Annotated in this window: 21 protein-coding genes; 18 read left to right on the forward strand and 3 right to left on the reverse strand. The window is 36.0% G+C overall.

Features of this window, described 5'->3' with window-relative positions; translation table 11 throughout:
* Positions 1 to 35: 35 nt before the first annotated feature.
* Positions 36 to 1,052: a glutaminyl-peptide cyclotransferase gene (locus BLT30_RS03240; protein WP_089871351.1), complete on the reverse strand. Its 1,017-nt coding sequence runs from the start codon at positions 1,050 to 1,052 to the stop codon at positions 36 to 38.
* Positions 1,053 to 1,205: 153 nt separating this feature from the next.
* Here BLT30_RS03240 and BLT30_RS03245 point away from each other — a divergent pair, with 153 nt between their 5' ends.
* From BLT30_RS03245 to BLT30_RS03255, 3 genes are read left to right on the forward strand one after another with little or no spacing between them, the layout of a single operon-like run.
* Positions 1,206 to 1,700 carry a dihydrofolate reductase gene (locus BLT30_RS03245; protein WP_089871353.1) on the forward strand — a complete coding sequence of 165 codons (495 nt, stop codon included), beginning with the start codon at positions 1,206 to 1,208 and terminating at the stop codon, positions 1,698 to 1,700.
* Between the two features lie 44 nt (positions 1,701 to 1,744).
* Positions 1,745 to 2,359, forward strand: a complete 615-nt coding sequence (gene recR, locus BLT30_RS03250; protein WP_089871355.1) for a recombination mediator RecR — start codon at positions 1,745 to 1,747, stop codon at positions 2,357 to 2,359.
* Positions 2,356 to 3,189: a glycosyltransferase family 2 protein gene (locus BLT30_RS03255; RefSeq protein WP_089871357.1), complete on the forward strand. Its 834-nt coding sequence runs from the start codon at positions 2,356 to 2,358 to the stop codon at positions 3,187 to 3,189. Before recR ends, BLT30_RS03255 begins: the two co-directional genes overlap by 4 nt.
* Here the strand turns inward: BLT30_RS03255 and BLT30_RS03260 are convergent.
* Together BLT30_RS03260 and BLT30_RS03265 are read right to left on the reverse strand one after the other, a co-directional pair.
* Positions 3,179 to 3,700, reverse strand: a complete 522-nt coding sequence (locus BLT30_RS03260; RefSeq protein WP_089871358.1) for a hypothetical protein — start codon at positions 3,698 to 3,700, stop codon at positions 3,179 to 3,181. The two genes, BLT30_RS03255 and BLT30_RS03260, sit on opposite strands and share 11 nt — an antisense overlap.
* Before the next feature lie 35 nt (positions 3,701 to 3,735).
* The gene (locus tag BLT30_RS03265; protein WP_089871360.1) at positions 3,736 to 5,067 is read right to left on the reverse strand and encodes an aspartyl protease family protein; all 1,332 of its coding nucleotides are present in this window, start codon (positions 5,065 to 5,067) and stop codon (positions 3,736 to 3,738) included.
* A gap of 181 nt (positions 5,068 to 5,248) precedes the next feature.
* Here BLT30_RS03265 and BLT30_RS03270 point away from each other — a divergent pair, with 181 nt between their 5' ends.
* The 15 genes from BLT30_RS03270 (at position 5,249) to BLT30_RS03340 (ending at position 20,130) form a co-directional block, all read left to right on the forward strand.
* On the forward strand, positions 5,249 to 6,073 hold the full coding sequence (locus BLT30_RS03270; RefSeq protein ID WP_089871362.1) for an energy transducer TonB: 825 nt from the start codon (positions 5,249 to 5,251) through the stop codon (positions 6,071 to 6,073).
* Positions 6,074 to 6,261: 188 nt separating this feature from the next.
* Positions 6,262 to 7,035, forward strand: a complete 774-nt coding sequence (locus BLT30_RS03275; RefSeq protein ID WP_089871363.1) for a ParA family protein — start codon at positions 6,262 to 6,264, stop codon at positions 7,033 to 7,035.
* Positions 7,036 to 7,095: 60 nt separating this feature from the next.
* Complete coding sequence (locus BLT30_RS03280; RefSeq protein WP_089871365.1) at positions 7,096 to 7,986, forward strand: ParB/RepB/Spo0J family partition protein; 891 nt, start codon at positions 7,096 to 7,098, stop codon at positions 7,984 to 7,986.
* A complete protein-coding gene (locus BLT30_RS03285) occupies positions 7,987 to 8,616 on the forward strand; it encodes a DUF5683 domain-containing protein (protein ID WP_089871366.1) in 630 nt (209 codons plus the stop codon).
* Positions 8,617 to 8,644: 28 nt separating this feature from the next.
* Positions 8,645 to 9,343, forward strand: coding sequence for a 4-hydroxy-tetrahydrodipicolinate reductase (gene dapB / locus BLT30_RS03290; RefSeq protein WP_089871368.1), 699 nt, complete (start codon positions 8,645 to 8,647; stop codon positions 9,341 to 9,343).
* Between the two features lie 81 nt (positions 9,344 to 9,424).
* Positions 9,425 to 11,059 carry a signal peptidase I gene (gene lepB, locus BLT30_RS03295; RefSeq protein ID WP_089871369.1) on the forward strand — a complete coding sequence of 545 codons (1,635 nt, stop codon included), beginning with the start codon at positions 9,425 to 9,427 and terminating at the stop codon, positions 11,057 to 11,059.
* A gap of 310 nt (positions 11,060 to 11,369) precedes the next feature.
* Positions 11,370 to 11,984: a WbqC family protein gene (locus tag BLT30_RS03300; protein ID WP_089871371.1), complete on the forward strand. Its 615-nt coding sequence runs from the start codon at positions 11,370 to 11,372 to the stop codon at positions 11,982 to 11,984.
* A gap of 146 nt (positions 11,985 to 12,130) precedes the next feature.
* The gene (locus BLT30_RS03305) at positions 12,131 to 13,819 is read left to right on the forward strand and encodes a S8 family serine peptidase (protein WP_089871373.1); all 1,689 of its coding nucleotides are present in this window, start codon (positions 12,131 to 12,133) and stop codon (positions 13,817 to 13,819) included.
* Positions 13,820 to 13,919: 100 nt separating this feature from the next.
* Positions 13,920 to 14,432, forward strand: coding sequence for a lipocalin family protein (locus BLT30_RS03310; RefSeq protein ID WP_089871375.1), 513 nt, complete (start codon positions 13,920 to 13,922; stop codon positions 14,430 to 14,432).
* A 16-nt stretch (positions 14,433 to 14,448) separates the two neighbouring features.
* Positions 14,449 to 15,135, forward strand: coding sequence for a YiaD family glycine zipper/OmpA-like lipoprotein (locus BLT30_RS03315; protein WP_089871377.1), 687 nt, complete (start codon positions 14,449 to 14,451; stop codon positions 15,133 to 15,135).
* 84 nt (positions 15,136 to 15,219) lie between these two features.
* The gene (locus BLT30_RS03320; RefSeq protein ID WP_089871379.1) at positions 15,220 to 16,107 is read left to right on the forward strand and encodes a decaprenyl-phosphate phosphoribosyltransferase; all 888 of its coding nucleotides are present in this window, start codon (positions 15,220 to 15,222) and stop codon (positions 16,105 to 16,107) included.
* A 58-nt stretch (positions 16,108 to 16,165) separates the two neighbouring features.
* Complete coding sequence (locus BLT30_RS03325) at positions 16,166 to 17,482, forward strand: FAD-binding oxidoreductase (RefSeq protein WP_089871381.1); 1,317 nt, start codon at positions 16,166 to 16,168, stop codon at positions 17,480 to 17,482.
* 35 nt (positions 17,483 to 17,517) lie between these two features.
* The gene (locus BLT30_RS03330; protein WP_089871382.1) at positions 17,518 to 18,243 is read left to right on the forward strand and encodes an SDR family NAD(P)-dependent oxidoreductase; all 726 of its coding nucleotides are present in this window, start codon (positions 17,518 to 17,520) and stop codon (positions 18,241 to 18,243) included.
* Between the two features lie 76 nt (positions 18,244 to 18,319).
* Positions 18,320 to 18,907: an HAD family hydrolase gene (locus BLT30_RS03335; protein ID WP_089871384.1), complete on the forward strand. Its 588-nt coding sequence runs from the start codon at positions 18,320 to 18,322 to the stop codon at positions 18,905 to 18,907.
* Positions 18,908 to 18,957: 50 nt separating this feature from the next.
* On the forward strand, positions 18,958 to 20,130 hold the full coding sequence (locus tag BLT30_RS03340) for a cysteine desulfurase family protein (RefSeq protein ID WP_089871386.1): 1,173 nt from the start codon (positions 18,958 to 18,960) through the stop codon (positions 20,128 to 20,130).
* Positions 20,131 to 20,168: the final 38 nt, after the last annotated feature.

Raw genomic sequence — 20,168 nt, forward strand, 5'->3', positions numbered from 1 at the left:
AATCTTGGAAGGTATTTTTTTATTGAACTTAGAAATTATTTTACGATGATCTCATAGATCTTGCTCCAGTTCTTTCCTGTGATCAGCATATTTCCACCCTTGAAAGCAATTCCATTCAAGACATCGTCGTTTCCGGATGTATTCTGTTTGGCGATATTGCTAAGGTCAATTATTCCGGTAACTTCTCCGTTTGCAGGGTTGATCTGAAGAATGATCGGCTTCTGCCAAACGTTTGCGTAGAGAGAACCATTATGGTATTCGAGTTCATTGATCTGGTCGTAACCTTCTTTATCACTTGCAATGGCTATTGTTCTCAATACTTTTGAAGGATTCCCAGGATCAAGGAAATAGACTGTTTTGGTCCCATCGGAAACGATTAGGTTTTTACCGTCATTCGTCATTCCCCAGCCTTCTGCAATTTCTTCAGGATAATCGAATTCCTTTATGAGTTTCATGTTCATATCATATACCAGTCCTTTTTTTGATCGATAGGTCAGTTGATAGATCTTGTCTCCAAAAACGGTAATGCCTTCAGAGAAAATGTTACTTGGCTGTGCAACTTCCAGAAGCGGTGTTCTGCTTCCCAAGGTATATTTCATCAATTTTGATTTCCCTTCTAGACCAACACTTTCATAAACGATATCTCCGTGGATTTCAAAACCTTCTGTGAAATTATCTGCATCATGCGGATATTGATTCACAATCTCGTAAGGGATTGCCCGTGCTTTGGCTTTCGCAAAAACATTGATAGTGGCATCTTGTTGTAAAACTTCTCCGCCTTTGGTCTTGAGATTGAAAGTGACATCATTTTCTCCTAAAGTGAAAAAGTTCGGGGCGATAGCTAGATTACTGGTTTCTTTGTCACCATAACTTATAGTGATAGCCTCGGCGTAATCCAAAACATCTTGTGGTAATTGTAATTTGTCTCCAAAATGATAGCCCTTGTTTTGTGAGGCAATATTATGGTCGTTCAAAGAATTCAATATGTCTTTGTCTTTATTGCAGCTTGCAAGTATCAATAATGCGAAGCAAGTGATGAAGATCTTTTTCATTTAAAAGTTACTATTTTATTTCCAGATTATGATTTTATAATCCTTTTGGAAAGGTTGATTATTTATGAATAATGCCCAAAAATACGAAATTATGAAAACTAAGGTCTCATAAATTTTTCTTAATTAAGCAGAATAATGTAGATTTGTAATGTTATGACCACGATAATTGCAGCTATAGGAAAAAATAATACCCTAGGAAAGGACAACCAGTTACTTTGGCATCTTCCAAAAGATCTGAAGCATTTTAAAACTTTGACAGAGAATCATCCGGTGATCATGGGAAGGAAGACCTATGAGAGTATCGGCAAACCTCTACCAAATCGTACCAATATTGTGGTAAGCAGAAAAGAGGATTGGTTTCAGGAAGGTGTTCTGATTGTTTCTACACTAAAAGAAGCTCTTAAGTTTGCTAAAAAGATCAACGAAGATATTTTTATTATCGGTGGTGGCGAGATTTACAAGCAGACCATGGAGTTTGCCGATAGGTTAGAGATAACACAGGTGGATGCAGAAGTCGAAGCGGATACTTTTTTTCCAACAATAAGTCCCAGGTTCTGGCGAAAAATAGAAGAGGTATGTCATGCCAAGGATGACAAAAACAATTACGACTTCTGTTTCCAGACCTACGAAAAAATTAATAAAAATTAAAGATCCTATCTCGGTTCTTATATCTAGAATCTTGTTTCTAAATAATGGATTATCCAAGTAAAGTATTATCAAAAGCAATAGAAGAGATTGCTGGCTTGCCGGGAATTGGTAGACGTTCAGCACTTAGATTAGCATTACATCTGCTTCGTCAGCCCTCTTCCCAGGGTATTTCTTTGGGCGCAGCTATACAAGGTCTCGTCACAGATATCAAATATTGCAAAGAATGTCATAATTTTTCTGACCAGGAAATTTGTGATATTTGTAATGATGATAAAAGGAACGCAGAGTTGCTTTGCGTTGTAGAGGATGTAAGAGACGTGATGGCGATTGAAAATACAGGAAAATATAAAGGGCGATATCTGGTTTTGGGAGGAAAGATCTCTCCAATGGAAGGTATCGGTCCAAATCAACTAAGAATTGATAGTTTGGAAAGAAAAATAAAATCACATACAATAAAAGAGGTAATTTTTGCGTTAAGTTCCACAATGGAAGGAGAAACTACTGCCTATTACATTTATAAAAAATTTAAAGATCAGGACGTCATGTTTTCTAATATTGCCCGCGGAATAGCTGTAGGTGATGAGCTGGAATATGCCGATGAGATCTCTCTTGGCAGGTCCATTATCAATAGAACATCATATAACGAAGCAGGCCTATGAAACTGAGTGTTATTATTGTTCATTACCAAGTCAGTGATCTTTTAAAAAACTGCATCCTTTCCATTCAAAAATATTTCCAAGGGTTTGAATATGAGATCATTGTTGTCGATAATGCTTCTCCAGATGCTAAATGGAAAGAGCTCATCACAGAATTTCCCAATGTAAATTTTATCGAATCGAAAGAAAATCTAGGTTTTTCAAAAGCGAATAATATTGGTGTAAAAGCAGCAAAAGGCGAATATGTCTATATCTTGAATCCTGATACGGAAATAGAAGGTGATTATTTTAAAGAGATACTGGATTTTGCTGACAGTCAAAAAAATATTGGAGCTATTGGACTTAGGATGCATAATGCCAAAGGAGAGTTCCTGCCGGAAAGTAAAAGGTCGGTTCCTGCATTGATCAATTCTTTTGAAAAATTATTCACAAAACTTCGGGATGACTCCAAAACTTATTATAGAAACGATGTCGATGAGTTTGGTATTGCGGAAGTTACTGTAATGACAGGAGCTAATCTTCTTATTAAAAAGTCTGTATATCAGGAAGTTGGAGGATTCGATGAACGTTATTTTATGTATGGGGAAGATATCGATCTTTGTTATACTATACTTAGAAAAGGTTACAAGAATTTCTATTACGGAAAGTATTCTATCCTGCACTACAAAGGCGAAAGTACTGTGAAAAACCAGCTCTATCTCAATAGGTTTTTTGGGGCAATGGATATTTTTATTGGAAAATATTATAAGAAACAGAAACCATTTCAGTACTTATTAATGAAAATCGGTTTAAAATTCAAACATTTTATCGAAGCCCGAAAAATCAGGAATTGATTTTTTTCTCAGTATGAAAAGTGGATTCCTCTGCAAATTTCCTTAATTCTCCCATCTCATCTTTGGCTTTCAACTGTCCAAATCTTGCAGCGAAATAAGTAAGGCCAATTAATACCAAAACGGCAAAAGAGGCTGGTAATGCCCATGGATAATTATTGGAATTGATCTGTTTTTCCACATAATACAAAGTGAAAAATGTCATCCACGCTACTGTGAAAAGAAAATATAAGAACATGAAAAATGTCCATACCGCAGGACTTGGCCCAAAAATCCCTCGTATGACCGTCGTATCATCTTCTTTTTCAATCCTTAAGGCCAGATTAGGTTTCCAATAGCTTTCCTCTTTGGTTCTTACGAAGATTGTTGCTACTTCCTTATTAATATTTCCATAGAACCGGTCTTTATTGTTGTCCAAATAGTTTTTCAAATTAGATTCATATTCTTCCAGGGAAAGATCGGTGTATAGCTTGAACCTCGGCCTGTTTCGTATGCTGTTCAATGTCTCGCTCATAAATGGGTCATTTATCGATTATATTTTATCAATTCTCATTCCTCAATATATGGAATTGGGTCTTCCAGGGTAAAATCAATTTTCATGGGCAATCCGTTCCTTTTGATTTCCAGTTTTACTTTTTTGCTTACATTGGTTTTTAGTATAGCGTGTATTTTGCTCAATGTCATTTCTTTGGATGATTTATTATCAATGCTTACCAATTCGTCATTTTTCAAAATTCCGGCTTTTTGTGCAGGTGAGTCTTTTCTTGTTCCGGAAACTATAAAGACCGGTTTTAGTGTGAATTTGTATTGGAAATTATTACTGTTATCGAGAACATTGACCTCATTGCCAGCGGAATTCTTTTTCGCAGTTTGTACTTGGACCTGTTCTTTTTCCCACACCAGTCCATCTTGTTTTATTTCCAGTCCGCTTCCGTCTATGAGGAAAGGGTCGTCTAAATGTTGGTTGGCTTTAAAATAAATTTTCCTTCCGGAATAATCGAAGATCACAGAAAATCGTCTTAGGATTTCCGATCCAATAGAACCTTTTCTGTCTTTTACCAATTTCAAATGCTGGATAGAAAATTCATCTGGCATGGATGCGATCGGTTTGTTGAGTTTGAAATTCCCAATCGACAAAGAGTTGATCCTGCTCCTTTTCCCGAAAATATCGCCGCTGAAACCTCGACCTAGAAAATCATCGATATTAGGACGATTGTAGATGAAATCTTTTATCAGAGCAGGGAAAAGCCAAACAGAATCTGTGTTTCCAAGGTCGAGTAGAAGCTTGGAGTTCTGTTTTTCATGTTTCATTTCCACATCGGCGAACATGTAAGGCTTGTTCATTTCCACGCTCATCGGGAATTCCGAATATCTTTTTATTCTTTTCGGGAACTTGGAGCTGTCTTTGTAGACTGTAATGGTTTTCTTCAGATAATTGATCTCTATAGGATGATTCCTGAAAAAATAATAACCAATGATTCCATTCACAGGGACGCCGATATCTTGGGAAACATTGAAGTCTTCATCCAAAACGATAAAAACGGTATGTGATCTATCGATAAAATGTTCCCCAATTCTGATGTTGTTTCTTATCGATTTTAAAGCTTCAACACTCACGGTTTCCCCCAGGCCTTTGAAGGTGATTTTTTCGATGTTTTTAAAATCCACTTCCTTATTTTCCAGGCTAAAAAGTAAAGTTTCTGCTATTCCGGAATCTAACATGAAATTAAGTTCCACCCCATTTATGGTCATAGGAATGAAGATGAGGTTGTTGATCAGTTTGAATTTGATGACGGTTTTGTCTGTATTTTCCAAAACAAAACCTTCCTGAGCGCTGATCCAGAAACTCCAAAGAAGACATAGAAACAATTTAATTTTCATCACATCAAATTACATATTATTTTCATACAAGTTTAATAATTATTATATCAAGATTAGGTAATATTTATGTATTTCATAATTTGTTTGATTTTTAGCTTGTAAAATGGAATGTTATTTGATGGGTTTTCATTTAATTATAAAAAATATTAACAATCGTTTAATTTAAATTTATTTATCAGTTATGAAAAATCTATCAGCTATCTTCGGGAAGGACAACTTGGACGAAATCGTTTTCTCCAATAGAAATAAAGCTTATGGTGCCTATGTTCTTAGAAATGAGTATTCTAATCAGTTAACAAAGTCTGTATTGATAGGAGTCGCCTTTTTTGCCTCTTTATCAGTTGTTCCATTGATTATTTCAACATTTAAGAATGAAACTATAATTAGGGATGTACCACCTCCTGTAGTTATTGAATTTAAAGATGTAGATAATCCCGACATTAAAAAGCCAACACCTACGGCTTTTGTTCCACCAAATATCAAAACCGTTAATATAACTGTTCCAAATCCTACAAGAAATGTTGTTGAAGAAAAACCTATTCCTACTACTGAGGAAATGAAGGGTGCAGCGATCGGTCCAGAAACTAAGTCAGGTGAAGAAACAACAATTCCAGTTACTCCTCCAATTTCAATCCCGGGACCACCCACTACTACGACAATCTCAGTTGCTCCCGTGTTGGAAAATCCTGATATAGTAAGATCCACATCTGAAGTCGATGTTGCAGCGGATTTCAAAGGAGGGATAGATGCATTCCGTCAAAAAGTTTCTCAAACTTTTGATACAGAGTCTATTGATCATACGGGTGTCGTTTCTGGAGTAATTACATTTGTTGTGGAAAGGGATGGCAGTATTTCCAATATAAAAATCAATGGGCAAAATGCTGATTTTAATAAAGAAGCTGAGAGAACTGTGAAATCCATCAAAACAAAATGGACACCTGCACAACTGAATGGCAAAGCTGTAAGATCTTCATTCAGAATGCCAATTTCTATGAGGATAGAATAGATTGATAGTCAATGTTATATTGATTACATATACTTTAAGGTTTTATAATTATCCACATTTTCAAAGGAAATGTGGATAATTTTTTTATTTAACAACTCGTTAATTAACAATACTTTAACGGCTGGTTAGGATTTTCAAAACTTTCTAAGTGCTAAAAAATTGTATTTTTGAGGATTAAATTAATATTTATGGGAAAAATCATTGGTGTTGCAAATCAGAAAGGAGGTGTTGGGAAAACAACAACTGCTGTTAATCTGGCATCAGCTCTAGGTGTTTTAGAAAAGAGAATTCTTTTGATAGATGCAGATCCACAGGCTAATGCAACTTCTGGTTTGGGGGTAGAGGAAGTTAATTTTTCTACATATAATTTGCTGGAACATAGCGTAGAAGTTTCCAAATGCATTTTACCGACCAGTTCGCCAAACGTAGATATTATCCCTTCGCATATCGATCTGGTAGCAGCTGAGATAGAATTGGTGGACCGCGATAACCGAGAATATATGATGCGGGAGGCGCTGAAGCCAATCAAAGATCAATACGATTATATCATTATAGATTGTGCGCCAAGTTTAGGATTGATCACCATCAATGCTTTGACGGCTGCTGATTCTGTGATCATTCCGATCCAGTGCGAATATTTTGCTTTGGAAGGTCTTGGAAAATTACTGAATACAGTGAAAAACGTTCAGAAGATCCACAATCAGGACCTGGATATAGAAGGATTGCTTTTGACAATGTATGACAGTCGTTTGAGGTTGTCAAATCAGGTGGTAGAAGAGGTGAATTCACATTTTCCTGAAATGGTCTTCGAAACGATCATTAGTAGAAATGTTCGTCTTAGCGAAGCACCAAGTTTTGGAGAAAGTATTCTGAAGTATGATGCAGAAAGCAAAGGCGCGATCCAGTATATTCAGCTGGCAGAAGAGGTCCTTTTGAAGAACGAAAAATTAATTAAGAATTAAAATGATTTTCTTGGAATAATATTTTATTGATTATCATTTACTAATTATCATTTATACAAAATGAGAGATAAAACAAGAGCAATGGGACGTGGTTTGGGAGCTATCCTGAACGCAGAAAGCAAGACGAATATCAATTCTGCTTCAGACGAAGGCGCAAAAACTTTGGTGGGAAACATTGTTGAAGTTCCAATTGAAGATATCTATCCGAACCCCAACCAGCCGAGAACCTTTTTCGATGAAAAAGCACTTAATGATCTAGCGGAATCAATCAAAAGCTTAGGAATTATACAGCCAGTAACACTTAGAAAAGATGGCGCCAAGTTTGAGATCATTTCTGGGGAAAGACGTTTTCGCGCTTCCAAAATTGCTGGGTTAACATCTATTCCGGCCTATATCCGTTTGGTCAATGACCAAGAATTGTTGGAAATGGCTTTGGTTGAAAATATCCAGAGAGAAGACCTTGACCCGATTGAAGTGGCTTTGACTTATCAGAGACTTTTGGATGAGGTTGGAATGACCCAGGAAAACTTAAGTCAGCGTGTTGGTAAAGAAAGAAGTACAATTACTAATAGTGTCCGTCTTTTGAAATTATCACCGGATATCCAAAACGGAATCAGAAGTGGGCAGATCTCTGCGGGGCATGGTCGTGCAATCATGGGATTGGATTCTGATGAAAAACGCCAGACTTTGTTTGACAAGATCATCAAAGACCAACTTAATGTAAGACAATCCGAGCAGTTGGCTAGTCAGATGAAAAATTCTCAGGAATTAGAAAAGTCTGTAAAACAGACCATCGTTCCCAATCATGTAAAAAAAGCTCAGAAAAATCTAACCGATATATTAAATGTGAATGTCGAGATCAAAACTTCGGCAAATGGGAAAAAAGGAAAGATCGTTCTTGATTTTAAAAATGAAGAAGAGCTGGAAAGCATTCTTGCTCATATTAGATAAATGAAAAAAATACTTTCAATTTTCTTATTCTTTTCTTTTTGTTTTGCTCTTTCACAGGTGAATCGTAATGATACGATACGTGTGGAAAATCATCCGAAAGATAGTATTCCTGCTGCAAAACCATTAGGAGAAGCTCAGATTTTAGGAGATATCAAAGATAAAAATGCACCTGCAAAAATTACAAAATTAAGCCCTACAAAAGCGGGTCTATATTCTGCCGTCCTGCCTGGATTGGGACAGTTCTACAATAAAAAATATTGGAAAATTCCTTTGGTTTGGGGAGCCGTTGGGACAGGAGTTGGTATCGCACTTTGGAATGATAAACAATACAAACGTTACAGGAATGCTTATGTAGCAGAACTCAATGGTCTTCCGCATGAATTTTCAGATATCAATGGTATTACAAAAACTGTTTTGGGAAATGCACAGGATACATCCAAAAGACAGCGTGACTATGCCATAGGAATAACTGCCTTGATCTATATTCTTAATATTGTGGATGCTGTTGTGGATGCTCACCTTTATGAGGGACGACACGATCCGGACTTGGCAATTGTTCCATCGGTCATCAATGACCAATTCAGTAAAAGTGAAGCAAAAGCAGGTTTAACCTTAAGCTTCAGATTCTAATAAAAATTATCTCAATTATAAATTTAAAATGAAAATAGCATTAGTCGGTTACGGAAAAATGGGGAAGATCATTGATGAGGTCGCACAAAGCCGGGGTCACGAGATTGTTGCCAGATTAAAAGAAACACCGACCACGGAGTCTTTGAACAATGCAGACGTTGTCATTGAATTCTCGAATCCCGAAGCTGCTTTTGAAAATATTAAGGTTTGTTTGGAAAACAACATTCCAGTGATTTGCGGAACAACGGGTTGGTTGGATAAAAAGACGGAAATTGAGAAGGTCACTTTAGAAAATAATAGCGCATTTTTATATGGTTCTAATTTTAGTTTGGGCGTGAATCTGTTTTTTGCACTCAACGAAAAGTTGGCCAAGCTGATGAGCAATGTCAATGAATATACTTGCCAGTTAGAAGAAATTCATCACATTCATAAATTGGATGCACCAAGTGGAACCGCTATTTCCATTGCAGAAGGAATCATAGAAAATTCTAAATATGAGGCATGGAAACTGGATGAGACCAAGGATAAAGAATTGGGGATTTTTGCCATTCGTGAGGATGAAGTTCCTGGTACACACAGTGTTTTTTACAGATCAGAAGTTGACGAAATAGAAATAAAACATACAGCTTTCAACAGAAACGGATTTGCTTTAGGAGCAGTGATCGCCTCTGAATGGATTATTGATAAGAAAGGTATTTTCTCTATGAAGGATGTTCTAGGTCTGTAAAAAACTGTAACAAAAACAATACATCAAAAACTAATTACCCAAATTGCTGAAGGCTAATAGCCGAAGCCAAATGAAATATTTATGAATTATATTATTACTTATACCGTTTATGTTCTCATTATCAGTGTTTTGATGGGGCTCACAACTTGGAAGTTATTCAAGAAAATGGGGTATAGCCCGTTACTTTCTTTCATTCCGTTTTATAATTATCTGATTATTCTCAAAGAAATCAAACATCCGAAATGGTGGGCGATCTTATCATATCTGCCAATCGTTGGTCCTATCATGATGTCTGTTTTTCATTTGTTCCTGATGAAAAAATTCGGAAAAAGAGGAGCTTTGAATGGTGTTTTAACCGTAATTCTACCTTTCATTTTTATGGCAACGGTCAATTACGGGAAAGACCCGGAAATTGAGACCGAAGAAGAGGAAGAAGAAAACAAAAAGAAAGAAACATTCTTGGGTTCAGTGACTTTTGCGGTAGTTTTCGCAACGATTATTCACGCATTTATTACACAACCATTTGGGATTCCAACTGGTTCAATGGAGAGAACTTTGTTAGTGGGAGATTTTCTTTTTGTTAACAAGTGGGCTTATGGTTACAGAATGCCAATGAGACCTGTTGCATTGCCGTTTTTACAAGGAACTATTTTTGATACAGGACAAAAAGGAAATCCAAAAGACGACCCGAAATCTTACGTTGATGCGGTTAAATTACCATATTTCAGAATTCCTGGTTATGATGAAATCAAAAGATACGATATCGTAGTTTTCAATTATCCACAAGACTCAGTTCATACAGCAATCGATAGAAAAGACCCATATGTTAAAAGATGTATTGGCATTCCTGGAGATGTTATCGAGTTCAGAGCCGGAAGATTATTTGTGAATAATGCACCTGAAAAAATTCTTGGAGACGAGTATCAGCAACACGGCTATCTGGTGACAACTAGTTCTCAGCTTAATATTCCTCAGTTATACAAAGCTTACGGTTTTCTTCCTGTTCAGGAAAATCAGACCAATACAGGGTTTTTATATGCTTTTCAAGGCTTGACAGATCAGACTGCAAAAGAGATCAAAGCGCTTCCGGAAGTTGTTGAAATGAAGGAAATGATTGAAGAAAAAGGAGAAGGAGGGGTTAGATACAAGCTGAATGCAGATAAAACAGCATACACCAAAAATGTAGATACAACACAATCGATTTACCCGATCAACAAACCTTGGAATCAGGATTGGTACGGCCCACTTAGAATTCCGAAAAAAGGCTACGTTGTAAAGCTAGATCAGGAAACTTTGCCAACCTATCAATGGATCATCTCCGAGTATGAGCACAATAAGCTGGAAAATAAAAACGGGAAGATCTATATCAACGGACAAGAAACCAATCAATACACCATCAAACAGAATTATTATATGATGATCGGTGACAACCGAGATGCCTCTTTGGATGCAAGGTTCTTTGGAGTTGTTCCGGAGGAAAATATCGTGGGAAGACCGATGTTCACTTGGATGAGTGTAGAAGGACTGTTTTCCGACGCTAGTTCCACTTATCAGGCACCAGGCAAGAAGATCCGTTGGGACAGGATGTTCAAGGCAACCAACACGGGAGAAGCGAACAAAACGTCCTATTGGTGGGTTGCCGTTATTATTTTGGTATTATTCTTCGGTTGGGATTACTTCGCCAAACTTTTCGGAAAGAAAAAAGAAGAAGATTAATTTAAAATAAGTTCTTTTTTGTCATTGCGAACAACGTGAAGCAATCTGTTGAAATTTTTGACAATCGCAATAACAAAAAAGGATGCCGTTCCTATCGGGGCTATGGGATTTGTCCTCCGAAATAATGATTCAACACTTTGTCAGAGATTACTATCTTTGACAAAGTTTTTTTTAATTAACATTCACAAATAATAATTCAAAGCTTATATAAGCGAAGTGCCTTGTGAGCCTAAAACATTTAGTTGTAAAAAACTTAGTGTGCTTTGTGTTAAAATTTTGAATAATTAAAGAAGGGTTATCAAAAATAAATATGAAAAAAGTTCTTTTACCAATATTCTATTTACCACCTGTTTCATGGTTCTCAGTTTTTCTAGATGAAGAAAACGAAGTTTTATTTGAACAATTCGAAAACTTTCCAAAGCAGACTTACAGAAATCGAGCGGCGATCTATGGCGCTAATGGAAAATTACCATTGATCATTCCGATAAAACATACGGGAAAACGAGAAGTTAAAGACATCGAGGTTTCTTTTGCAGAAGACTGGCGGAAGCTCCATTGGAAGTCTATCAAAACAGCTTATCAAAGCACTCCTTATTTCGAATATTACGAAGATAAACTCAAGAAAATATATGAAGAGCAGATCATTTCGTTAAAAGATTTTAATCTCAAAGCTTTAGGTATTATTCTTGATATTCTGAAGACCGAAAAAAAATATGAGCTGACCGACGAATATTTCAAAAATCCGGAAGCAGAAGATTACAGGGAGAAATTCTCCGCAAAATCCGAATCTCCATCCGAGTTTGAAAAATACTATCAGAGCTTTTCGGACAAGAACGGATTTATAAAAGATCTGTCTATTCTGGATCTGCTTTGTAACATTGGCCCGGAAAGTTTGACTTATATCAAAAATATAAAACTCGATTAATAGCCAAGAAACTCTACAAATTAGATTTTCTTTAATTAAAAATAAATAATTATTTACATGAAATCGCTAGTTGTAGAGCAGCTAAATAAGTTTTAATGTAATAAACGATTGCATATGGCAAGTAAAAAACAATAGATAATATACATATGAAAAAATTATTGATAGCGGCAGCTTTTTTATATGCGGGATTTGGATTGATTCAGGCGCAGACAGCTTCTCCGCAAGATGACAAAGACCAAAAAACTTGGTATCATAAGGATTACGCTACTACAAAAGTTTATGGAGTTAATACACAAAACGCATACAAATTTTTAGAATCGAAAGGTCTAAAACCAAAAACAGTAGTTGTCGGGGTTTTGGATAGCGGAGTAGAGGTGGACCACCCTGGCTTGATCAAAAATATGTGGACAAACCCAAACGAAATTCCTAACAACGGGAAAGATGACGACGGAAACGGATACATCGATGATGTTCACGGATGGAATTTCCTAGGAGGTAAGAACGGCGATATCGATGTTGATAATATGGAAGTGACGAGAGTCGTGAAAAAATATCAATCTGTTTTTGAAGGCCCGGACTCTGCTAAAAATAAAGAGAACCAGGCAAAAATGCCGGACGATTTTGCAATGTATATGAAGTCCAAAGAGATTTTTAACAAGAAAAGTCAAGAAGCAAAACAAAGTGTCCAGATGTACACGATGATCAACAACTCTATCCCGGATATGGTGAAATTGTTGGGAGATAAAACATTGACGAAAGAGAACTTAGCAACGATAAAGCCATCAACACAGCAGGAGGCAATGGCAATGCAGGTGCTTTCCCAGGTTGCCAATGATCCTCAGGTTGCAGGAAAACCGGCTTCTGAAGTTAAAACTTATATGGAAGCTCAGATGAAAGAAGCACTGGACTATTTCACGCCACAAGCAGAGAAAGGTTATAATCTGGATTTTGATCCTAGAAAAGAGATTGTTGGAGACAATTACGATGATTATTCTGAGAAAAGCTACGGAAACAATCACTACGAAGGTCCGGACGCAAAACACGGAACTCACGTTGCGGGAATTATTGCTGGTCTGGCAAACGGTTCCGAACCTCAGTATGGTGTAGCTTCCAGAGTTGCAAAAATTATGACTGTAAGAGCGGTTCCTGATGGGGATGAAAGAGACAAAGATGTTGCAAATGCTATCCGCTATGCGGTTGACAACGGTGCGAAAATCCTTAATATGAGTTTTGGAAAGCCTGTTTCTCCGGGTAAAAATGTAGTTTGGGATGCATTCAAATATGCAGAGAGCAAAGGTGTTCTTTTGGTAAAAGCAGCAGGAAATGAAAACGAAGATATTGCAGAACACCAGTATTTTCCAACTAATTTCAAATCTACATCAGACGAGAAACCTTTCATTAATAATATGATCGTTGTTGGTTCAAATACAAATGATTCAAACGCTTTGAAATCAAGTTTCTCTAATTATGATGAAAAAATGGTAGATGTTTTTGCACCAGGCTCGGAAATCTATTCAACTGTTCCAGAAGGGAAATACGAATATCTTCAGGGAACCTCAATGGCTTCTCCTGTTGTAGCCGGTTCTGCGGCAGTTTTGTTGGCCTATATGCCAAATCTGAAACCAGAACAGATCATCGAATCTCTTGTTAAAACGACAAATGTAAGCGCAACCAATGGATTTGATAAATTATCAAGATCCAATGGTGTGATAGATGTAGCAAAGGCAGCGGAATATGCATACAAGAATTTTTACAAAGCAGAAGCACCTTCCAAATCTGTAAAAAAACCAATTAAGAAAAAAACGCATAAAGCAATAGATAAGAGTAAGTTATAAAATCAATATTCAAAATAAAAAATCTGAGACTGTCTCAGATTTTTTATTTTTTATCATTTGGCATAATTTTTTGTAATAACTTAGCAGTAAATATAAAACTATGAGAAAATTAATTTTAGGAATATTAGGTATCGCATTTTTTGCGACCTCTTGTTCATCAACAAAAAATACTTCATCTTCTGATGGAAGTGTTAGTGCAGGTCAAGCGCAGACAGTGCGTTCTGAAGTTATGAAACTAAAAGGAGAGTGGACGATTTCTAATGTAGATTACAACAGATCCTTTAAAATAAAACCTTTTGATGAAGGTGCTGATATCAATTGTTTCGTTGGTAGTGCATGGAAATTGATCCCGAATAATTATACAGGAACTTATTCTCTGAACGGAGGAGGAGATTGCCCGATGAGAACTCAAGCTATTACCTTTAGTGTTGATAAGTATAGCAATGTGTCCATCAAAAAAGTTGGTGAAGGAGAAAAAGCAAAACGAGTTTCTGCCGGATATATGTTAAAACTTGAAAATCCGACTGAAAATAGTTTTACATTGGTTCAGTCTGTAAATGCTGATGGTTCACCGATGGATGTACGTTACAATTTTATAAGAACAGCTAAATAATATTAAAATACATATAATGAAAATAACTAAATTAAACATCGCTGCATTTTTTATCTCAGCTTCACTTTTATTAACAAGTTGCGAGGCTGTTCAAAATGCTAATAATACGCAAAAAGGTGCTGCAATTGGTACTGCTGCAGGAGCTGTTCTTGGAGGGATTTTGGGAAATAACCTTGGAAAAGGTGGTAATGCACCTCTTGGAGCTGTTTTAGGTGGTGTTGTTGGTGGCGTTGCCGGAGGTGTTATCGGTAACAAGATGGACAAACAAGCGAAAGAGATCAAAGAAGTTTTGCCAGGTGCAGAAGTTGAAAGAGTAGGTGAAGGTATCAAAGTTACACTTCATGAGAATACTGTTAATTTTGATTTTAATTCATCTAACTTAACAACTCTTGCAAAAACAAACTTAGATAAATTGGTTACGGTTCTTAAAAATAATCCTGATACCAATATCAATATCTATGGGCATACTGATAGCATTGGTAGCGATGCTGTCAATTTGAAAATATCTGGACAAAGAGCCGATGCTGTGAAAAATTATTTTGTAGCAAACGGAATTTCTTCTTCAAGATTATTTACAGAAGGTTTAGGCAAGTCTAGTCCTATAGCTTCTAATGATACTGATGCGGGAAGAGCTCAAAACAGACGTGTGGAGTTTGCAATTACTGCGAATGAAAAGATGATCAATGATGCTAAGTCAAATTAATAATCATTCTTTTAAGATAAATAATAAACCGCAATTTGCGGTTTTTTTATTTTAATGCTACTTTTGTAGAATTATAAACATTGGATGAAAAACTATTTAAAATTAATAAGAGTAGAACAGTGGGTCAAGAACTTATTTGTTTTCGCTCCCTTATTTTTTTCAGGTAAAATTACCAACACACATCTTTTTTATGAGAGTATTTTCGCATTCTTAGTTTTTTCGTTTACAGCGAGTTCTATTTATATTATCAATGATTATTTTGATATAGAATCGGATAAAAAACATCCGGAGAAAAAACATCGTCCATTAGCAAGTGGAGCAGTTCCCAAGACAAGTGCGAAAATTCTATTTGCCTTCTTGATTCTTTTATCAATATCATCAGTTTTTATTGGAAATTATATTTTCCACACCAATTTTTGGAAATTCGGAGTGATTATCGCATTTTATTTTGTGATGAATCTTTTCTATACATTCAAATTAAAACAAGTAGCGATCGTTGATATCTGCATCATTGCCATTGGTTTTGTTCTAAGAGTTCTAGCTGGTGGTTACGTTACAGGAGTTATTGTTACCAACTGGGCGATTCTACTGACTTTTGTTTTGGCATTAGTTCTCGCAATAGGAAAGAGACGAGGAGAGTTGATCAATGCGCAGATTTCTGGAAAGACCAGAAAAGCTTTGGACGGTTATAATGTTCAGTTTGCAGATATTGCTTTGTCGATCAGTTGTACTTTGGCGATTATCTGCTATTTGATGTTTACATTATCTCCAGAAGTTCAGGCGAGATTTCATCCGAGAGTTTTCTATACGGTAATTTTTGTGGTGTTTGCATTTCTAAGGTATCTGCAACAGACATTGGTTTATAATAAAACCGAGTCACCTACAAAAATTGTTTACAAAGACCGATATATACAAGTGACAATTGTCCTTTGGGTAATTGTTTTCCTTTTACAGATCTATTTTAAGAAATAAAATCAAAATATTAAAGTTGAATTAATGCGTTCAATTTTAAATAACTAAAAACCTAAAGATGAAGCCGAATTTTGTACAGAAAGTAACTAACTGGGGAAATTTCCCAATTGTAGAAAAGGAAATGAGGTCGGATGATTCTGTTTCGAAGATCAAACAATTTGTTAGAGAAAATAATGAAGTGATTGCTCGCGGAAACGGACGCTGCTATGGCGATGCTTCTCTGGGTGAACATATTTTCTCTACAAAAAGGCTCAATAAATTTATTTCTTTTGATAGACTCAACGGAATTATCGAGTGCGAGTCCGGAGTTCTTCTTTCAGAAGTTTTAGAAGTTTCTGTTCCACAGGGCTATTTTCTTTACGTGACACCCGGGACCAAATTTGTTTCGGTTGGAGGCGCAATTGCTTCCGATGTTCACGGTAAAAATCATCATGCTGAGGGTTGTTTTTCAGAATATGTAACTGAGTTCAAATTATTGGATGAAAACTCAGAGATCATTACTTGTTCCCGCGAAGAAAACTCAGATAAGTTCTGGGCAACAATCGGTGGAATGGGTTTGACGGGAATTATCTTGTCAGCGAAATTCAAACTGAAAAATATAGAATCGGCATACATTCGTCAAGAAAGCATCAAAGCTGAAAATCTGGATGAGGTTTTCCGTTTGTTTGATGAAAGCGAAGATTGGACCTATAATGTTGCCTGGATTGATTGTTTTCAAAAAGGAAAAAATCTGGGACGCTCGATTTTGATGAGAGGTGAACATGCGTTGAAAGCAGAATTACCATCTAATCTTCAGAAAAAATCATTGAAACTAAAGGAAAGATTCAAACCGACAGTTCCTTTTTATTTTCCCGGATTTGTTCTGAATGCCTTAACTATTAAGATCTTCAATTTCCTATATTATAATAAACAGACAAAGAAACAGCTTAATAATTTCATCGATTACGAAACATTTTTCTACCCTTTGGATGTCATTAATCATTGGAACAAGATCTACGGTAAAAGTGGATTTATCCAGTATCAAATGGTAATCCCGAAAGAAAACGGAAAGGAAGGAATGAAACAGATCTTGGAAACTATCGCGAATAGCGGAAACGGCTCTTTCTTGGCGGTCCTGAAATTATTTGGGAAAGATAATCCATTAGCTTATAATTCATTTCCAAAAGAAGGTTACACATTGGCTTTAGATTTTAAAGTTAACAAAGGATTGAAAAAATTGGTTGACCAATTGGATGCAATTGTTGAAAATTTCGGAGGCAGAATTTACTTGACGAAAGATAGTATGAGTAAGTCTTCTCTGACTAATTATCTTCAAAACGTTGATTCTTCTAAATTCGTTTCATTACAGCATAAAAGAATTGTTAGTAATAACTAATTCTAATAATAACTAATAATTCATCACTCATAATTATGATTGTTCTTGGTTCCAATTCCGAAGTTGCACAAGCATTTGTAGAAGAATGTTTGGCAAAAGGGGAAAAATTCCCTGTAATTTATCTGTTGAGTTCTAACCCAGAAACGACAGAGAAATTTGCAGGTCATATCAATGTGAAATTTCTCCAACATTCCGAAATTATTCCTTTGGATCTGATGAAAGATATCGATTATAAAACTTTGGAAAACATCAACTCCGATTTATTGTTTTGTGCTTCGGGTTATCTCGGTTTAGGAACGGAAGAGGGGCTTTATGACAACGAAAATACAGCCCGAATCATTGATATTAATTACGCAAAATTAGTTCCCGTACTTAATTTCTTTGCCAAAAAAATGGAATCCAAAAGAACAGGAACTATGATCGTCTTATCATCAGTCGCTGGCGAAAGAGGAAGACAGAGCAATTTCATCTATGGAAGCGCAAAAGCAGGATTAACAGCTTATTTGAGTGGGCTGAGGAATTATTTGTTCGATAAAAAGATCCAGGTTTTGACTGTGAAACCAGGCTTTATGAATACCAAAATGACGGAAGGTTTACCTCTAAATCCTGTTTTGACTGCAACTCCGAAAAAAGCGGCTGAAGGAATTTATAAAGCTTATAAAAATAAAAAAGACGTGGCTTACGTTTTACCAATCTGGGCAATTATTATGCTGATCATCAGAAATATCCCTGAGTTTATTTTTAAGAAACTCAAACTATAGTTGATGATTGATAAATGATAATCGATTTAGTTGAAAACGATGCATATAATCATTTATCATTTATACTTTATCACTTATGAAAAAATTATATCTATTCGACTTTGACGGAACTTTAACTTACAAAGACACAATGTTTTTGTTTTTGAAGTTTTATGACCCTGCAAAATTCTCGGTTCAATTCCTGAAACATATTCCGCTTTTTGCATTGTTGAAACTAAAATTGGCTGATGCCGAAGCGGTAAAGAAAAGTTTTATTTCATCAATTCTTAAAGGCAAATCGAGACATCAGATCGAAAAAAAAGCACAACAATTTTTTGAAGAAAATTATCCAAGCTTATTCAGGGAAAATGCTTTGGATTTCATTAATAATATAGATAGACAAAACACAGAATCGTATATTATTACGGCATCTTTGGATCTTTGGGTAAAACCATTTGCTGACAAATTCAATATGAAGTTACTTTCTACACAGGCAGAATTCAAAGATGATATTTTCACAGGGAAATTTATAGGGAAAAACTGTAACAAAGAAGAGAAAGTCAACCGAATTAAACTTGAAATTGGAGACAAGAAATTCGATAAAACAATAGCATTTGGAGACACTTCCGGGGACAAAGCAATGTTCAAATTCGCAAATGAATCTCATTATCGATTTTTTCACTAATTTAGTGCTTTAATTTTTCAGCCTTTTTTCTGGCTTCTAATCGTATAAAAATGGAAAGAATTTATCTGGATAACGCAGCAACTACACCTCTCGATGATGAGGTGATAGACTGTATGGTGAATGTTTTAAAATTCAATTATGGCAATCCGTCATCAACGCACAGCTTGGGACAGGAGGCCAAGACCATTTTGGAGGAAGTAAGGCGAAAGATCGCAGATTCTTTGAAAGTGACTCCGGGAGAAATCGTTTTCACATCTTGTGGGACTGAATCCAATAATATGATCATCAAATCCGCTGTGAATTATCTCGGTGTTGAAAGGATCATCACTTCAGCTCTGGAACACAAATGTGTTGCCGAGACCTGCCTCGAAATGAAGAAATTGAAAGGTGTAGAATTGGTTTACTTAAGACCAGATTCCAACGGCGATTTTGATTTGAACAAATTAGAAGAAGCATTAAAATCATCTGATAAAAAGACTTTGGTAACTCTAATGCACGCCAACAACGAAATCGGAAATATTCTTGATATTGAAAAAGTAGCCTACCTTTGTAAAGAAAATAATGCGCTTTTTCATTCTGATACCGTTCAGACAATGTCACATCTGGATTTAGATTTTTCTAAAATTCCTTTAGACTTTGCTTCTTGCAGTGCTCATAAATTCCACGGACCAAAAGGTGCTGGTTTTGCATTTGTAAGAAAATCATCAGGTTTGAAGGGGATTATCACAGGTGGACCTCAAGAAAGAAGTTTGAGAGCAGGAACAGAAAATGTAACAGGAATTGCAGGTTTAGGAAAAGCTTGGGAAATTTCTCAAGAAAAAATGGAAGATTACAAAAACCATATTATTGACATCAAGCATTACGCAATTCAGCAATTGAAAGAAAAAATATCAGGAATTAAATTTAATGGAAGAAGTGCAGAAGACAGCAGTTTATATACTGTTCTGAATCTTTTGCTTCCATATAAAAACCCTTTGATCGGGTTACAGTTGGATATGAAAGGGATTGCCATTTCCCAAGGAAGTGCTTGCAGTTCCGGAGCTTCGAAACCCTCTATGGTTTTGATGTCGGTTTTGTCAGAAGATGATTTGGATAATTGCACACCGGTGCGGGTATCGTTCAGTCACTTTACGAAAAAGTCTGATATCGATGCACTTGTGAGCGCGTTAGAAGAAATAGGGAAACAATTCGTCATAGAAAAAGCTGATAGTTTACATAGATAATCCACAGAAGAAACAAAAATTAAATTTTGTAATTTTGT

Origin of the sequence: Epilithonimonas hungarica, assembly GCF_900102265.1 — a bacterium.
Taxonomy (GTDB): Bacteria; Bacteroidota; Bacteroidia; order Flavobacteriales; family Weeksellaceae; genus Epilithonimonas; species Epilithonimonas hungarica.

Excerpts from the sequence above, each read along its gene's own strand:
- BLT30_RS03260 (WP_089871358.1), bottom strand. The coding sequence starts at position 3,700 with ATGAGCGAGACATTGAACAGCATACGAAACAGGCCGAGGTTCAAGCTA.
- BLT30_RS03270 (WP_089871362.1), top strand. The coding sequence starts at position 5,249 with ATGAAAAATCTATCAGCTATCTTCGGGAAGGACAACTTGGACGAAATC.
- BLT30_RS03315 (WP_089871377.1), top strand. The coding sequence starts at position 14,449 with ATGAAAATAACTAAATTAAACATCGCTGCATTTTTTATCTCAGCTTCA.
- BLT30_RS03280 (WP_089871365.1), top strand. The coding sequence starts at position 7,096 with ATGAGAGATAAAACAAGAGCAATGGGACGTGGTTTGGGAGCTATCCTG.
- BLT30_RS03325 (WP_089871381.1), top strand. The coding sequence starts at position 16,166 with ATGAAGCCGAATTTTGTACAGAAAGTAACTAACTGGGGAAATTTCCCA.
- BLT30_RS03305 (WP_089871373.1), top strand. The coding sequence starts at position 12,131 with ATGAAAAAATTATTGATAGCGGCAGCTTTTTTATATGCGGGATTTGGA.
- BLT30_RS03310 (WP_089871375.1), top strand. The coding sequence starts at position 13,920 with ATGAGAAAATTAATTTTAGGAATATTAGGTATCGCATTTTTTGCGACC.
- BLT30_RS03240 (WP_089871351.1), bottom strand. The coding sequence starts at position 1,052 with ATGAAAAAGATCTTCATCACTTGCTTCGCATTATTGATACTTGCAAGC.
- BLT30_RS03340 (WP_089871386.1), top strand. The coding sequence starts at position 18,958 with ATGGAAAGAATTTATCTGGATAACGCAGCAACTACACCTCTCGATGAT.
- BLT30_RS03285 (WP_089871366.1), top strand. The coding sequence starts at position 7,987 with ATGAAAAAAATACTTTCAATTTTCTTATTCTTTTCTTTTTGTTTTGCT.
- lepB (WP_089871369.1), top strand. The coding sequence starts at position 9,425 with ATGAATTATATTATTACTTATACCGTTTATGTTCTCATTATCAGTGTT.
- BLT30_RS03245 (WP_089871353.1), top strand. The coding sequence starts at position 1,206 with ATGACCACGATAATTGCAGCTATAGGAAAAAATAATACCCTAGGAAAG.
- BLT30_RS03275 (WP_089871363.1), top strand. The coding sequence starts at position 6,262 with ATGGGAAAAATCATTGGTGTTGCAAATCAGAAAGGAGGTGTTGGGAAA.
- recR (WP_089871355.1), top strand. The coding sequence starts at position 1,745 with ATGGATTATCCAAGTAAAGTATTATCAAAAGCAATAGAAGAGATTGCT.
- BLT30_RS03300 (WP_089871371.1), top strand. The coding sequence starts at position 11,370 with ATGAAAAAAGTTCTTTTACCAATATTCTATTTACCACCTGTTTCATGG.
- BLT30_RS03320 (WP_089871379.1), top strand. The coding sequence starts at position 15,220 with ATGAAAAACTATTTAAAATTAATAAGAGTAGAACAGTGGGTCAAGAAC.
- BLT30_RS03335 (WP_089871384.1), top strand. The coding sequence starts at position 18,320 with ATGAAAAAATTATATCTATTCGACTTTGACGGAACTTTAACTTACAAA.
- BLT30_RS03255 (WP_089871357.1), top strand. The coding sequence starts at position 2,356 with ATGAAACTGAGTGTTATTATTGTTCATTACCAAGTCAGTGATCTTTTA.
- dapB (WP_089871368.1), top strand. The coding sequence starts at position 8,645 with ATGAAAATAGCATTAGTCGGTTACGGAAAAATGGGGAAGATCATTGAT.
- BLT30_RS03265 (WP_089871360.1), bottom strand. The coding sequence starts at position 5,067 with ATGAAAATTAAATTGTTTCTATGTCTTCTTTGGAGTTTCTGGATCAGC.
- BLT30_RS03330 (WP_089871382.1), top strand. The coding sequence starts at position 17,518 with ATGATTGTTCTTGGTTCCAATTCCGAAGTTGCACAAGCATTTGTAGAA.